Annotated in this window: 14 protein-coding genes; 4 read left to right on the forward strand and 10 right to left on the reverse strand. The window is 60.6% G+C overall.

Going from position 1 to position 13,299, the window contains the following annotated elements; translation table 11 throughout:
• Positions 1-2: 2 nt before the first annotated feature.
• Entirely contained in the window at positions 3-1,631 is a 1,629-nt protein-coding gene (locus tag PF66_RS29060; RefSeq protein WP_054064573.1) for a (2,3-dihydroxybenzoyl)adenylate synthase, read from the forward strand.
• On the opposite strand, the gene PF66_RS29065 is transcribed toward PF66_RS29060, so the two are convergent.
• A complete protein-coding gene (locus PF66_RS29065) occupies positions 1,632-2,243 on the reverse strand; it encodes a TetR/AcrR family transcriptional regulator (RefSeq protein ID WP_054061427.1) in 612 nt (203 codons plus the stop codon).
• Between the two features lie 227 nt (positions 2,244-2,470).
• On the opposite strand from PF66_RS29065, the gene PF66_RS29070 reads away from it, so the two are divergent.
• Positions 2,471-2,812 carry a hypothetical protein gene (locus tag PF66_RS29070; RefSeq protein WP_054061426.1) on the forward strand — a complete coding sequence of 114 codons (342 nt, stop codon included), beginning with the start codon at positions 2,471-2,473 and terminating at the stop codon, positions 2,810-2,812.
• Here PF66_RS29070 and PF66_RS29075 read toward each other — a convergent pair whose 3' ends face one another.
• The 5 genes from PF66_RS29075 to PF66_RS29090 all read right to left on the reverse strand — a co-directional run bounded on the left by PF66_RS29075 (position 2,813) and on the right by PF66_RS29090 (position 6,978).
• Entirely contained in the window at positions 2,813-4,183 is a 1,371-nt protein-coding gene (locus PF66_RS29075) for a cache domain-containing protein (RefSeq protein ID WP_054061425.1), read from the reverse strand. It abuts the gene before it with no gap.
• 238 nt (positions 4,184-4,421) lie between these two features.
• A complete protein-coding gene (locus tag PF66_RS29080) occupies positions 4,422-5,189 on the reverse strand; it encodes a substrate-binding periplasmic protein (RefSeq protein ID WP_054061424.1) in 768 nt (255 codons plus the stop codon).
• Between the two features lie 206 nt (positions 5,190-5,395).
• Positions 5,396-6,058: a hypothetical protein gene (locus PF66_RS29085; protein WP_054061423.1), complete on the reverse strand. Its 663-nt coding sequence runs from the start codon at positions 6,056-6,058 to the stop codon at positions 5,396-5,398.
• Positions 6,059-6,245: 187 nt separating this feature from the next.
• On the reverse strand, positions 6,246-6,623 hold the full coding sequence (locus tag PF66_RS32400; protein WP_081006131.1) for a c-type cytochrome: 378 nt from the start codon (positions 6,621-6,623) through the stop codon (positions 6,246-6,248).
• A 70-nt stretch (positions 6,624-6,693) separates the two neighbouring features.
• Positions 6,694-6,978, reverse strand: coding sequence for a hypothetical protein (locus PF66_RS29090; protein ID WP_054064574.1), 285 nt, complete (start codon positions 6,976-6,978; stop codon positions 6,694-6,696).
• 295 nt (positions 6,979-7,273) lie between these two features.
• Between PF66_RS29090 and PF66_RS29095 the strand changes: the two genes are divergently transcribed.
• Together PF66_RS29095 and PF66_RS32910 are read left to right on the forward strand one after the other, a co-directional pair.
• Positions 7,274-8,023 (forward strand): hypothetical protein, encoded by a 750-nt coding sequence (locus PF66_RS29095; protein WP_054061421.1) that lies wholly within the window; start codon positions 7,274-7,276, stop codon positions 8,021-8,023.
• 101 nt (positions 8,024-8,124) lie between these two features.
• The gene (locus PF66_RS32910) at positions 8,125-8,931 is read left to right on the forward strand and encodes a hypothetical protein (protein WP_152973105.1); all 807 of its coding nucleotides are present in this window, start codon (positions 8,125-8,127) and stop codon (positions 8,929-8,931) included.
• A gap of 28 nt (positions 8,932-8,959) precedes the next feature.
• On the opposite strand, the gene PF66_RS29105 is transcribed toward PF66_RS32910, so the two are convergent.
• The 4 genes from PF66_RS29105 to PF66_RS29120 all read right to left on the reverse strand — a co-directional run bounded on the left by PF66_RS29105 (position 8,960) and on the right by PF66_RS29120 (position 13,290).
• The gene (locus tag PF66_RS29105) at positions 8,960-10,243 is read right to left on the reverse strand and encodes a cytochrome P450 (RefSeq protein ID WP_054064576.1); all 1,284 of its coding nucleotides are present in this window, start codon (positions 10,241-10,243) and stop codon (positions 8,960-8,962) included.
• Positions 10,244-10,456: 213 nt separating this feature from the next.
• A complete protein-coding gene (locus PF66_RS29110; protein WP_054064577.1) occupies positions 10,457-11,254 on the reverse strand; it encodes a hypothetical protein in 798 nt (265 codons plus the stop codon).
• A 45-nt stretch (positions 11,255-11,299) separates the two neighbouring features.
• Positions 11,300-12,484: an MFS transporter gene (locus PF66_RS29115; protein WP_054064578.1), complete on the reverse strand. Its 1,185-nt coding sequence runs from the start codon at positions 12,482-12,484 to the stop codon at positions 11,300-11,302.
• On the reverse strand, positions 12,484-13,290 hold the full coding sequence (locus PF66_RS29120) for a hypothetical protein (protein ID WP_054064579.1): 807 nt from the start codon (positions 13,288-13,290) through the stop codon (positions 12,484-12,486). Before PF66_RS29120 ends, PF66_RS29115 begins: the two co-directional genes overlap by 1 nt.
• Between the last annotated feature and the right edge of the window lie 9 nt (positions 13,291-13,299).

Here is a 13,299-nt window from a genome sequence, read left to right on the forward strand (position 1 = left end):
GCATGCATCAGAATCTGAGTGAACTGAGGGCGCAGTGCGTGGCGCCGCCCGCCGGCCTGGCCAGCGAGTACCGTCGTCTGCCGTACTGGCAGGAACTGAGCCTGGGCCAGATGCTCAAGGCCCAGGCCGAGCGCCATGGGGAACGCCCGGCGCTGGTCGATGGCGAGCGCTGCCTCAGTTATCGACAACTGTACGAAGGTGTCGAGCGCCTGGCCACCGCACTGTGGAGCCGCGGCCTGCGGCCGGGCCAGGTGGCGATCGTGCAACTGAACAACCAGGCGGCCGTCGTCGAACTGGTGTTCGCCCTGTTCCGCCTCGGCGTGGTCCCGGTGATGGCCCTGCCGGCCCATGGCGAACGGGAGATCGGCCAGTTCGTCGGCCTGACCGATGCGGTGGCCTGGTTCCATCCGCAGTACCCCCATGACAGCGCCAGGCAGGCGGTGGTCGAGCGCATCCGTATCGGCTCGCCGTCGTTGCGCCTGGTGGTGGCGGTCGAGCCGCAGGAGTCCTGGCGCGACCTGATGGCGGGGCAGGACACTGCGGCGACCATCGCCCAGCCGAGCCCCGACGATATCGCCTGCTTCCAGCTGTCCGGTGGTACCACTGGCATCCCCAAGCTGATTCCACGGCGGCACAACGAGTACCTGTACAACGCCCATGCCAGTGCCCACGTCAGTGGCCTGGACAGTGACTCGCGCCAGTTGGCGGTATTGCCCATGGCCCACAACTTCCCCATGGCCAGTCCCGGCTTCATCGGCACCCTCAGTGTCGGAGGCTGCGTGGTGATTGCCCGGGATCCGAGCCCGATCGAGTGCTTCGAACTGATCGAGGCCCATGGCGTCACCCATGTCTCGCTGGTTCCGACCCTGGTTCTGCTGTGGCTGGAGGCCGCGCAGGAACTGGCACCGGTACTCGACTCGCTGCAGGTGCTGCAGGTCGGCGGGGCCTCGTTCGCCGAGGATGTCGCGCGCCGCGTCGAACCGACCCTCGGCTGCCGACTGCAGCAGGTGTTCGGCATGGCCGAAGGGCTGCTGAGCTTCACCCGCCTGGACGATCCGCTCGATCGGGTCTGCACCACCCAGGGCCGGCCGCTGTCGCCGGCGGACGAAGTGCTGATCGTCGACGACCAGGATCGGGAGTTGCCGGTGGGGGAGAAGGGCCATTTGCTCGTGCGTGGGCCGTACACCCTGCGCGCCTACTACGGTGCGCCCGAGCATAACCGGCACGCCTTCCGCGCCGACGGTTTCTACCGCACCGGTGATCTGGCCCGGCGTGACGCCGAGGGCTACCTGCGTCTCTGCGGGCGCGACAAGGAGCAGATCAACCGGGGTGGCGAAAAGATCGCCGTGGACGAGGTCGAGAGTGTGCTGATCAGCCACCCGTCGATCTATGATGCGGCGGTGGTCGGCCTGCCGGATGAGTACCTGGGGGAAAAAAGTTGCGCGTTCATCATCCTGCGCCAGCCCATGGAATCGCGGGAAATCGGTGACTTCTTGCAGCAGCAGGGGCTGGCGAGCTTCAAGCAGCCGGACCAGTACTGCTTCATTGACGTGTTCCCGGCCACCGCGGTGGGCAAGATCAGCAAGCGTGGGCTGCGCGAGCGTCTGCGTGAGCAGTACCTGACCGGCTGATCAGGCGGGACGGGTGATCAGGCTCAGGGCATAGGCCAGGAAAGCCTGGTCATCCGGCACCGGGTGGCCGCTCACGGCGATGGCATCCTGGGCCTCGATCCGGCTGTGCAGCCAGTACTGGATCAGCCCGCCGACAGTGATCATCGCCTGGCCGGGCGGTATGTCGTTGCGCACGTAACCGGCTTCCTGGGCCCTGGCGAAAATCGGCACGAACAGGTTGTTGAGCTGTTCGGAGCGTCTTTTGCGTTCCTCGTCCTGCTTGCCCATGATCCGCCACAGTTGGAAGCGCAACGCGCTGGGGTGGGATTTCCAGTAATCCATGTAGGCGCCGACCAGGGTCGGGATGGTCTGGGCGTCGATGGCGTTTTCCGTCAGCGACAGGTCCTTGAACCACACCTGGAAATCGGCGGTGACCCGCTCGCCCACCTGTTCCCAGAGGGTTTCCTTGTCCTTGAAGTGATGGTGGATCAGCGGCGGCGAAACCTGCGCGGCCAGGGCCACCTGGCGAATTGATGCACCCTCGAAACCCGAGACGGAAAATATCTTCAGCGCCGCATCCAGGATCAGGTCGCGGGCATCGGGGCTCGAGTAGTGCGGGCGTAGTTCAGGCATTGTCGGTCTCCAGACTGGCCGCCAGAGTCTAGCCATGACTGACCGCCTGATCAACCGGCTGAACGCCTTGAAAATACCGTTGCTGAATCACGGTGGAGCAGGGCAAGGGCAGTGAACTATCGGTTCCGGTAATAGTGAACATCAAGCATCGCAAGTTCCGTTTTGCCGGGGCACACCGGAAAATTGCCGCCATTCCAACGAACCGCGTCTTTAACCAGGATTTGCCCATGCGCCGCTTACTGCTTCCCGTTCTGGCCTTCGCCGCCTTGTTGCTCCAGGGGTGTGCCTCCGCCCCCAACGACCCGACGCTGACCCTGCAGACCAGCAAGACGCCGGAGGAGTACACCGAGTGCGTGGTGCCGAAACTGCAGAAAAACGCCCTGACCCCGATGGTTTCCCAGAGCCAGCGGCACTACAAGATCGTCGTGGCCAGCAAGTTCGCCGCGGACAATGTGCTCGAGGCCTACAAGGCGCCGAGCGGTGGCAAAGTGTTCCTCTACGAGCGGCAACTGCTGGCATCGACCTTCAAGGCCTCGCCGTTCGAGCGTGCCGCGCAGGATTGCCTGTAGTCAGCGGCCCGTTTCCGCTCTTGGCTGGCCTGCCGGCAACAGTACATCCAGTTCACTTCGACCCGGTATCGAGGTCAATTCGACGCGTCCGCCGAGCTGTTCGACCCGTTCCCGAATATTGCGCAGACCGATACCGGCCTGGCTGCGGGTGACCTGGGCGATGTCGAAACCGATCCCATCGTCGACCATTCGCAGGCGGATCGAGGTTTCGCTGCTGTACAGGTTGATCGAAACGTGACGGGCCCGGGCATGCCGTTCGATGTTTGCCAGGCCCTCCTGGACGATACGGAACAACGACACCGCCGCCTCGTCGGCCAGGCGGCTGTCGAAGTCACTGACGCTGCAACTCACCTGCAACCCCGTCCGCTGCTCGAACTCCGCGGCAAGATGACCGATCGCCGCCGGCAGGCCGAGGCTGTCGAGCAGCGACGAGCGCAGGTCGTGGGACAGGTTGCGCACTTCGCCAATCGCTTCGCCCATGCGCTCGGTGGCTTCTCTGAGGATGCCCAGGCCCTTGGCGTACTGTTGTTTTTCGAAGACATGCCCGGCCAGCTCGAACTTGAACTTGATCGACACCAGCAACTGGCTGATCCCATCATGCAGCTCGCGGGAGATCCGTGAGCGTTCCTCTTCCTGGAGGCTGACGATACGCCGGGTCAACTGCCGCAGCTTGCGGTCGGCCAGGCGCTGCTCGCTGAAGTTCAAGGTCATGCCGCCGGCGAACACCAACAGCACCGCGACCAGTGCCACCAGGGCGATCGCCAGCATGGTTTCGTGAATGCCACGGGCCACCTCGTCGCGGGCCTGCCGGGTGGCCTGGTCGACATCTTCCAGGTAGATGCCGGTGCCGAGCATCCAGCCCCAGCGATCGAGCATCACCACATAGGACAACTTGCCGGTGACCTGGCCGGTGGACGGCTTGTTCCAGGCATAACGCTGGAAACCCGTGCCGGATTGTGCGGTTTTCAGTAGCGCCTGGATCACCGCCAGGCCGTGGGGGTCCTGCATCTCCCAGAGATCCCGGCCGACCAGCTCCGCCTGCCGCGCATGCATCAGGTTGCGCCCCTCGCGGTCATAGACGAAGAAATAACCATCGACGCCGAAACTGAGCTTGCGCAGCACCTCCAGCACCTGCTGCCGGGCCTGTTCATCGCCCTGGCCGTCGTTGTACAACGGCGCGATCAGGCTCTGGGCGAGGGCGACATGGTTCTTCAGCTCGGCGCGTTTGCTGGCCAGGATGCTGTGTTCGATCAGTTGCGCCTGCTGGTCGCCCAACTGGCGGTTGAGGGAAAACACCAGGCCGCAGATCACCGCGATCGCCAGCGCCAGGGGCAGAATCCCCAAGGCGACGACTTTGTGTTTGAGCTGCATCTGGGCTCCTGTCCGGCTCGTGTGGGGAGGGTTGTCAGGCAATTCGTAGAGACGACGAGCTCAGTCCTACGGATGTCTTGTAGATATCGGACAACCACATTGGGCCAGTTCCATCAGGCGGAAACAAGGTATGCAACAACAAGAAAGGGCACTGCCAAGCCTTGCCTGGCTTTGGACTGCCCCCTGAAAGGCGGGCAGACCCACCGTAACCTCAAACAGGTGGGGAGTGCAGCTATCATCACTCCGGCATATACCTCACCCGCAACCGCTCCAGGGTCCCATCCCGACGCAGTGCCTCCACGGCATTGCGCAGCCGCTTCACCAGATCTGCGGAACACTGTTTGGAGCAGGCCAGATACACCTGCGCCGAACTCATCACCGGGCTCATGTACAGCTTGCGATCGGAGAGCTTCGGCCAGATATAGCGGCTCTCCGGAACGCCATTGAACCAGGCATCGATCCGGCCCATGAGCAGCATCTGCGCGGGATTGTCGCCGATGGTCAGCGGGTAGATCTGATCCTTGTCAAAACCCTGGGTACGCAGGATTTCCTCCTGCGCGCTGCCCAGCCCGACACCGATCACCCGATAGGTCTTCCTGGCCTGGTCGAAGCTGGTCACCGGCTTGTCGAGACTGAAAAACGCCCGGTCCATGCTCATGATCGGCGCGATCCAGGTGAAGCGATCCTCACGTTCCGGCGTGCGCGTCAGTGGTGCAATCAACAGATCCTGCTTGTCACTGACATGCCGCTGCGCCCGGGCCCACGGCAATGCCTCTATATGGGCGGTGTGGCCTGTCCTGGCGATGGCCTGCACGGCAATATCGCCGACGATGCCATGCCCGTTGGAATCGTCGACAAAGGTCAGCGGCGGTGCATCGAGGATGTACAGATCGATAGGAGAGGGCGAGGGCGCGGCCAATGCGGCCTGTGCAGTCAGCAGCGACACGGAAAGACACAGCCGGGCCAGCCAGGGGCGGGCCGTCGATGGGCGGGGGGCGGGTTCCATGGCAGGTCTCTCTAGCTCGGCGGATGTCATGGGGCAGTAGCCTGGCTGATAGCAAACGGCTTCAGAGTAGCATCAGAGCCCTCGGATGGTGCATCGTTCCCAAATTTTGTGCACGTGCCCTGGACGCCTATCGAGCATTCGTGTCGGGCGCCACCCGGTTGCGCAGTGGCGCTTGCTTTTATGAGTGAGAGTCGGTGGCGCGGCGATTAGATCGGCGCTGCAAAGCTTTTGAGTGCACGAATGATCTCTGTGGCTTGAGTGATTTCCTCGATGACTTCATGGGGGCTCAGAGACGATCGGCTTAGTTGACTCTGGTAGAGCGAGATAAAGGTATTGAGATTGGTTTTTTGTATATCAATCGATGACTTCACGGCTGAGATCACCAGGATTTTCTGGATCTTTTCACGAATGTCCCGGGCATTTACAGGCGTTGCCCAGATCCTGAGGTCCAACTTGACGATGGAGGGGCCGTCAGTCAGGACGAAGTATCTGTCCTTTCCTGCCGTGAGTTCTTCGTCGTGGGCGAGAAAGGTCCTGATAATGTCCGCTATCTGGCTGCCAATGACATTGCGCATCCTGGCAGAACCGCCTGCGACGATTTTTTCCAGGGGCCCCATGACCGCACCGAGCACCTGGCGATCGGTCACGGCAGGGTTGTAGGCATGCACCTCTGAATAGGTATCGATGATGTTCGAAATGGGCACTATCTGATTGTCGCTGCCCAGGGAGGTATTCAAGCGGTTCGTGAGCTCCAGCTCGGCGACTGTGGCGCGTGCCTTGCCAAGATCGAAGAGCGTTTTCACATGCTCGCGCACATTTTCAAGCTCCTCATCGTTGAACAGCTTCAAAGCTTCCTTGAGTTGCCCCATGTGTACGTCCTCGCCGGTTCAGGTTTTGAGTGGTTTTAACACAGCCGGAATCAACCGAGAAGCGGGCGGTTAAATGACTGGAATTGGATAACTCAACTAAATCTCCATTTAGTTGAGTTATTTCATGAGTTGCCCGTGAAGGTCGTATCCCAGCAGTGTGAGGGGGATGAATGTCAGTCAAGCGGGATTATCGACTTCCTGAAATAGCACCCACCATGTATTGGTTCAAATCGCGAAAATCCTTAACGCTCCATGCGTGCGAAGGCAGCTTTACACCGTTCTCCTGCAAGGTTCTTGGAATCAAATCCCCATTGGGGCGAAGTATTACCGATGAAACAATAACGCCCGGATAATCATTCAACCGCTTTTTGAAGGCTGACGTCGTCAGATCAGGCGTGGGAGGATTGCTTTTTTTAGCCAGCGGGCCTGTTCCCTTGATATCGGCACCATGGCACATGGCGCATCGTTGTAAATAGAGGTTCTTCCCATTGATGTTATCCGCCAGGGATGGCGATGCCTGAATGAGCGATAGAGTGCCGAGTAAGGCCATGAGTGGTGCTTTCATTCCACGAAGCATGCTGATCCCTTGTTTATGCTGAGGCTGGATACGTCATTGGGGCCTTTGTCTGGCCGAGTCAAAGGCCTTTCATGCATTTCCTGACGTCATCGTCGATCACATTGCCAGGCTTGATGCAGTCCTTGAGCGCCTTTCTATCTGGCAGGCCGTCGAACTCGGCGCGTGCCTGAGCGCGACATTGCTTGTTCATTACGTTGGCGAACTCCGAGCGTTGACCTTTGTAGACTCCGCAAAGCACTGCGTCCGAGACTTTCTGAACCTGAGCAGTGAACGGTTGCGTGATGGGTTGGGCTGATCCTGTGCTACAGACAAACAGCATGGCTGCGGTGATGATCCATTTCATGAAGCGTCCTTGGATGATGTGGCGATGCAATGAGCGAAACGTCCGGGAACGAGACGTTAGCGCAAGGTCTTGATTTGCGTAAGGTCCGGCTCATGAATTCTGTGGAGAAGCGGACTGAACGAGTCATATGATACTACGCATAATGTATATTATGTTAAATCGTGTGTATGCGTAATGGCGTTCACACTGCCCCCTCGTCGAATCTCTTTGCCGGAACGTAAAATGGCGCCCGCTCCAATTCAGCTCGGACGCCCTGCGCTTTCAGCTTGATCAGCCACCACACGAAAGGATTCCAATGAGCGCTGAAGAAAAGATCGACACGACTACGCCTGCCGTCATCGCCAAATCCACCAGTCAATTTCCCTGGGTGCTCGCGCTGCCGTTTTTGGGCTTCGTCGGTTATGCCGCGCCGTACGTCACTGGTTTGATTTATTGGCAACACTATCTGCGCGGCCTCAGCATTCCCTCTGGACTGTTCGAAGCTGAGTCTCGGGATTATTTTGTATTCGCCTACGTGGCTCTGGTCGAGTCGCTTGGCAACTGGACTGGCATTGTGCGCAACCCGTTTGTCTGGCTCTCCGTCGCTGGTTTTATCCTGGCACTCTCTGTTGAGCTGGTGGTCATCAAGAAGCTCGAAAAAAATGCTCGGATAAAAAGCACGTTCGAAAAATACACCCGTAATCGATACGTCGCTCTCACCAGTGGGCTTGTTGTGCTTTGCGCAGCCATTACGACCGTGTTGATGCTGATACCGCTTATCCTGCTGCCAGTCCTGCTTATTCCTGGCGCCATTGGAAATTACGGTGCCGATCAAACCCTGAAGCGCGACCGTGAGATTTTTGCCAGGGGTTGTGATTTCTCCGAGGAGGCAAAAAGGCACTGTTACGTGGTCCGGGATGGCGAGAAAGTCATTGCCTCGGGCTTTCTGGTGGCGACCTCGGGCTCCAGGCTGGCTATTTATGAAAATGGCCGACCCAGGATCCTTCCACTGAAGGACTACAGTGTCGAAACGCTGGTTGAAGATGAAAAATCGACTACAGAGTAAAAATCGTGAGCCACGCCCTCTCCACTTCGAGTTGGTGTTCCCATTCCAGGTGTGTGTTCAGAGCGTACTGCTGAACACGCATCGAAATAGCGAGGGTAAATTTGCTAAATCAAGAAGTTAACAATGAGATCATTCGAGGAGATTTCCAGGGGAAAACCTCTGCTGAGCTCAAGGGCCTGTATGTCAAGCGCAACTCACTGAATGTTTCTCCAGGGGAGCATATTTATCGGCTATTCCGGATTGACTATCTCTTGAAGGATGTAAAGAAATCAACGCTGAGCCTGGTTAAAGTTTGCCCTGACTCTTTTGACGACCCAGGGGAAAACCCATTGATCGACAAAAAATTCATGGAGAATGGAGATGAGATCCTTTTAGGGTTCCTGGATTGTTATTATGCTCTTTGTTGGACTGACGACCCGCTTGATTCAAGGTGGCGGCGAGACCGATTCTTGCGTGGGCGAGCAGGTGCAAGGGTAAGGGTTTCGCTAGAAAAATTCATGTATCAGATGATGGATGAGCGGGATCGATACTTTATGCTTCACTGCTTTGCCGCAAGGGTTGAGTACCGTAGTGATGAGGCGATGCAGGCTCTTTTGAGCAGTAATGACTATTCGGTACATCTGGACTCGCTGGGTCAAGGAGGCGTCCTGGCTGTTTCGACGGTCACCGATTTCTTGGAGGAAGAACGCGAAATTCGCATAGTGTACTCTTATGAACGCGATAATGCATTCGTAGCAGAACAGGTTCGACTTGAAGGGAATCTCTGTCGAATCCCCTTTGACTGGACGAATATCATTGAAGAAATAAATTTTGATGAGTCTGTATCGAAGCAAGAATATGAAAAACTGTTGGCTCAATTGAGGAGTCATGGCATCAATTGCCCAATAACTCTGCAGCCCATAGAGTGATTATCCAGATTCTTCCTGGCTTCTGCTGTTAAAGGGCTGCTCGCAAGAACCGAACCCGAGCCCGCTGCGGCCGCAGGGAAAACCACCCCCGTGGCGCCAGCTCGCCGTCGTACACGATGTCCCAATGCTCCACCCAGTAGGCCAGCGCTGCCGCCAGATCGATCATCGCCATCGCGGTTCCCGGGCAGGAACGGTCCCCCAGGCCGAACGGGAAATAGGCGCCGCGCGGCCACGTTGCCGAGTCCAGGAAACGTTCCGGGCGGAATTCCAGGGGCGCCTCGAACCAGCGTGGGTCGCGATGGGTGATCCAGCTGGAGACCATGACCACGTCGCCCCGCTTGAGCGAATGCCCGGACACTTCGATGTCTGCCGTCACCTGCCGTGGCGCCAGGCCGTAGGCTGGTGGGTACAGGCGCAGGCATTCCTGCAGCACCGCCCGCAGCAAGGGACAGTTGCGCAGGTCACTGACCGAGCGGATGGCTGGCCAGTCGATGTAGGCCAGTTCGGCCCGCAGTCGCTTGCACAGGTCCGGACGTTGCGCCAACAGCAACAGGCACCAGGTCAAGGTGACGCCAGTGGACTGGTGCGATGCCATCAGTAGCGTGCAGAGTTCATCGCGCAACTCGACCAGGGGCTTGGGCGACTGCTGCGCAACCTCGTCGACCACCGCCCGCAATTGCCCCAGCGCCCAGCGTTTGCGCGGGCAGAGTTTGCTCGGGAACCAGTGCCCCAGGGGCAGACCGGTGGACATTTCCAGCAACGCCACCCGCGACAGCAGGCGCACCGCCTTGGCGATCCGGTAGGCCGAAGGCTCCAGGTCCACCTCGAACAGCGCGTGACCGCTGAGGGTGGCGCTGAACGCGGCCATTTCCAGGTCGAGATCGTACTCGCGCCCCTCCTCTATCCGCTCTGCCCACTGTGCGGCCAGATGGCGCACCTCACTGGCCGCTGGCGCAGTAATGTGTGGACGCACCGCCTTGCGCTGTGCCTGGGCCGGCTCGCCTTCGCGCATCATGAAGCTGCGTCCGTTCCATTGCTTGAGCATGCACAGGGCTGGCGCCCAGCGACGCAGGTCGTCGCGATGCTCGACCATCAGCTCGTGCACGGCTTGCGGATGGAACAGACACCAGACACGCTGCGGGCCCATGCGCATGACGGCGACGTCCGGCTGCATCGCGTGCATTTTCTGCAGCCAGGCCAATGGGTCGCGCTGGATCTCCAGCCAATGGCGCAAGCCGGCGCGGTTATCACCGACCCAGGGCAGATGGGCCAGCCGACGACGGATCGGGCAGTTGGGGTTGGCTTCGAGCATGGTTCCGTCTCGCTTTCCTTCGCTGGGGCCTTGCAACAGCGCGGATTCTAGACTTTTCGAGCCTGAACACCAACACGACGTTACTGATCGTTCCCACGTGCCGCGTGGGAAACGCAGTCCGTGACGCCCTGCGTCACAAGAGCGGACGACAAGCGTCCTGGGAGGCATTCCTACGCGTAGCGTAGGAACGGCCGTCTCAGAAGTCCGCTGATGTCAGTCGCCATTCCCGGCAATGGTGATGTAGTCGGTATACACCTGCGGCGCACCGGAGAAGGACGCCAGTTGCCGCCATTCCTCGTACATGCGCTCGCTCTCCTGGTGCTCGCGGACAAAGGTCAATGCCTTTTCCGTCGACACGTCCAGTTCCGGGTGGAAGGCATTCAGCGAGGCCAGGCTCTCGATCTCCAGCATCACCGCGTACTGGTCCAGGCGGTTACCGCCCTGCCCCTTGAGCATGTGGAACTTCCAGCCCGGGTAGTCTTCGATGCGCTGGATATTGCCGGTGATGAAGTCGTCGAAGGTCTGCGCCGACACGCCGGAGCGCAACGCCAGGTTATGGATGCCCACCACCCGTGCCACCGGTTTCTCGTCGGCCACGGCGCGGTAGTTGGGGCCTTCGGCCAGGGAACTGTGGTTGTTCTGCGCCAGCAGCGAATAGGTGGAAAAAAGGGTCGGCAGTTCGGCGAAGGTCGCGAAGGTTTTCCATTCGGCGATCAGTTCCAGCGCCTCGCCGTGCTGCTGCCAGAACTCGCGGGCATGGGCGGTCTGGTCGCCGTTGTGGTCGATGTAGTGGGCATATTCTTCGGCGCTGGGCGCTTCGAACAGCATCAGGTACTGGTTCTGTCGCTCGCCGCGCAGGCCCTTGAGCAACGTCCAGCGCCAACCGGGATACGCCGGGATGGCGACGCCACGCTGGCGCACGAAATCCTCGAAATGCTCGGCAGTGACGCCCTTTTTCAGGTTGAGACCAATGTAGTGCAGGCTGAATACCGCTGCGGATTCCTGATTCATGATGACTCCATGGAGGGGTAACGTCGGGACGAAACAAACCGGTGTCTAGCGCACAGCCTTCGGCCCCTGGCCAGTGATGCGCCAGGCGCTGGCGCAGACCAGCAGCAGGATCACCACCCCGGCGCCAAAGGCGCTGGTCAGGCTGGCATGCCGGGCGACCAGGCCGATCAGCGCCGGGCCGCTGAGCAGGCCGCTGTAGCCGACCAGGGTCACGGCCGACAGGGCCATGCCCGATGGCACGCGCGGATGGTTGCCGGCGGTGCTGAACAGGATCGGCACGATGTTGGAAAGGCCGATGCCCGCCAGGACGAAGCCGCCCAGCGCCACCCCCGGCCGATCGATCGAGACGATCAGCAACAGGCCGATGGCAGCACAGCCGGCACCGGCCGCCAGCAGGCGCCGGTGCCCCACGGCATTGACCAGGCGGTCACCGCCCAGCCGGCATAGCGCCACGGCCAGGGCGTAGAGGGTGTAGCCGAAGCCGGCGTGGCTCTTGTCCATGCCCCGCTCGCTGTGCAGCAGCACTGCCGACCAGTCGAGCATCGCCCCTTCGATCATGAAGATGAAAAAGCACAGCAGCGCGATGACCAGCAGGCTCGGCTGGGCCAGCGCCCGCAGCAGGCCCGCGCTCTCACCAGGCTCCCGGGGCTGTCGGCCGAGCAGATGGGCGCAGGCCTGCATCACCAGCAACGCGATCAGCAGCACCACCAGCAGGATCGCCTGCAGAGGCGCCAGCCCCGCCCACAACAGCAGACTGACGCCACCCGCCCCGGCCACGCTGCCGATGCTGTAGAAACCATGGAAACCGGACATCTTCGCCTGCCCGCTGTCGCGTTCGACAATCACCGCCTGGGCGTTCATCGACACATCGAGCAGGCCGTTGACCGCGCCAAACAGCAGCAAGGCCGCGGCGAGCGCCAGTGTTGCGCTGGCATGCATCATGAACGGCAGCACCAGACACAACAGTGTGGCGCAGGCCAGGATCACGGCCCGGCAGCCGAACCGGGCGATCAGCCACCCGGTAAAGGGCATCGCCAGCATGGAACCGGCGGCGATGCAGAACAGCAGCAGGCCCAGGGTGTCGTCGCCGATGGCCAGCCGGCCCTTGACGAAGGGAATCAGCGGTGCCCAGGCGGCCATGCCCAGCCCGGCGACAAAGAAAGTCCGCCGAGTAGCCTGCTGCTGGCGCAGATTGCCCGCCAGTCGTGAGTCGAGCACTTGAGTCGTCATCAGCTCAGACTCTGCGCGACCGACAGGTAGTCGGTGTAGATCTGCGGCGAGCCGGAGAACGACGCCAGTTGCTTCCACTCCTCGTACATCTGTTTGGTGTCGCGATGGGCCCGGGCGAATTTCGCCGCCTCGTCGGTGGCGATATCCGGCTCCGGGTAGAACACATCCAGCGCCTGGAGGCTGGCGATCTCCATCATCACCACGTACTGGTCCAGGCGATTGCCGCGCTCGCCCTTGAGCAGGTGGAACTTCCAGTCCGGGTAGTCCTCGATGCGATGGTGGTTCTCGGCAATGAAGGTCTCGAAGGTCTGCGCCTGGACATCCGCACGCAACGCCAGGTTGTGGAGGCCGATCACCCGGGCGATGGGCGCCTGCCCTGCCCGCTCCTGGTAGCGCGGGCCCGGCGCGACCGTGCTCTTGCGGTTTTCGGCCAGCAGGCGGTAGTCGGTATAGAGTGTCGGCAGTTCGGCGTAGGTGCCGTAGCGTCGCCATTCGCCGAGGATATCCAGGGCCTGCGGCCGCTCACGCCAGAACTGGCGGGCCCGTTCGGTCTTGTTGCCATCGGCCGTGATATACAGGTCACGCTGTTCGGCACTGGCGATCTCGAACAGCATCAGGTACTGCCCTGCCCGCTCGCCCCGCAGCCCGCGCAGCAGGGTCCAGCTCCAGCCCGGGTAACAGGGAAGGTGCACGCCTTTCTCGCGCACGAAGGTTTCGAACTGCTCCGGCGTCACCCCGGCCTCGGTATCGATGGCGATGTAGTGGAGGCTGAAGACCGCTGTGGAGGGAGTGTTGTGCTGTTGCATCGACGCGCT

The sequence above is a fragment of the Pseudomonas asplenii genome, assembly GCF_001293465.1.
GTDB lineage: Bacteria > Pseudomonadota > Gammaproteobacteria > Pseudomonadales > Pseudomonadaceae > Aquipseudomonas > Aquipseudomonas fuscovaginae_B.

Bases quoted from the DNA above. Each gene is read 5' to 3' on its own strand.
- PF66_RS29085 (WP_054061423.1), bottom strand. From the start codon at position 6,058: ATGGGGCAACTCAAGGAAGCTTTGAAGCTGTTCAACGATGAGGAGCTT.
- PF66_RS29080 (WP_054061424.1), bottom strand. From the start codon at position 5,189: ATGGAACCCGCCCCCCGCCCATCGACGGCCCGCCCCTGGCTGGCCCGG.
- PF66_RS29060 (WP_054064573.1), top strand. From the start codon at position 3: ATGCATCAGAATCTGAGTGAACTGAGGGCGCAGTGCGTGGCGCCGCCC.
- PF66_RS29115 (WP_054064578.1), bottom strand. From the start codon at position 12,484: ATGACGACTCAAGTGCTCGACTCACGACTGGCGGGCAATCTGCGCCAG.
- PF66_RS29110 (WP_054064577.1), bottom strand. From the start codon at position 11,254: ATGAATCAGGAATCCGCAGCGGTATTCAGCCTGCACTACATTGGTCTC.
- PF66_RS29105 (WP_054064576.1), bottom strand. From the start codon at position 10,243: ATGCTCGAAGCCAACCCCAACTGCCCGATCCGTCGTCGGCTGGCCCAT.
- PF66_RS29075 (WP_054061425.1), bottom strand. From the start codon at position 4,183: ATGCAGCTCAAACACAAAGTCGTCGCCTTGGGGATTCTGCCCCTGGCG.
- PF66_RS29070 (WP_054061426.1), top strand. From the start codon at position 2,471: ATGCGCCGCTTACTGCTTCCCGTTCTGGCCTTCGCCGCCTTGTTGCTC.
- PF66_RS29065 (WP_054061427.1), bottom strand. From the start codon at position 2,243: ATGCCTGAACTACGCCCGCACTACTCGAGCCCCGATGCCCGCGACCTG.
- PF66_RS32400 (WP_081006131.1), bottom strand. From the start codon at position 6,623: ATGAAAGCACCACTCATGGCCTTACTCGGCACTCTATCGCTCATTCAG.
- PF66_RS29090 (WP_054064574.1), bottom strand. From the start codon at position 6,978: ATGAAATGGATCATCACCGCAGCCATGCTGTTTGTCTGTAGCACAGGA.
- PF66_RS29095 (WP_054061421.1), top strand. From the start codon at position 7,274: ATGAGCGCTGAAGAAAAGATCGACACGACTACGCCTGCCGTCATCGCC.
- PF66_RS29120 (WP_054064579.1), bottom strand. From the start codon at position 13,290: ATGCAACAGCACAACACTCCCTCCACAGCGGTCTTCAGCCTCCACTAC.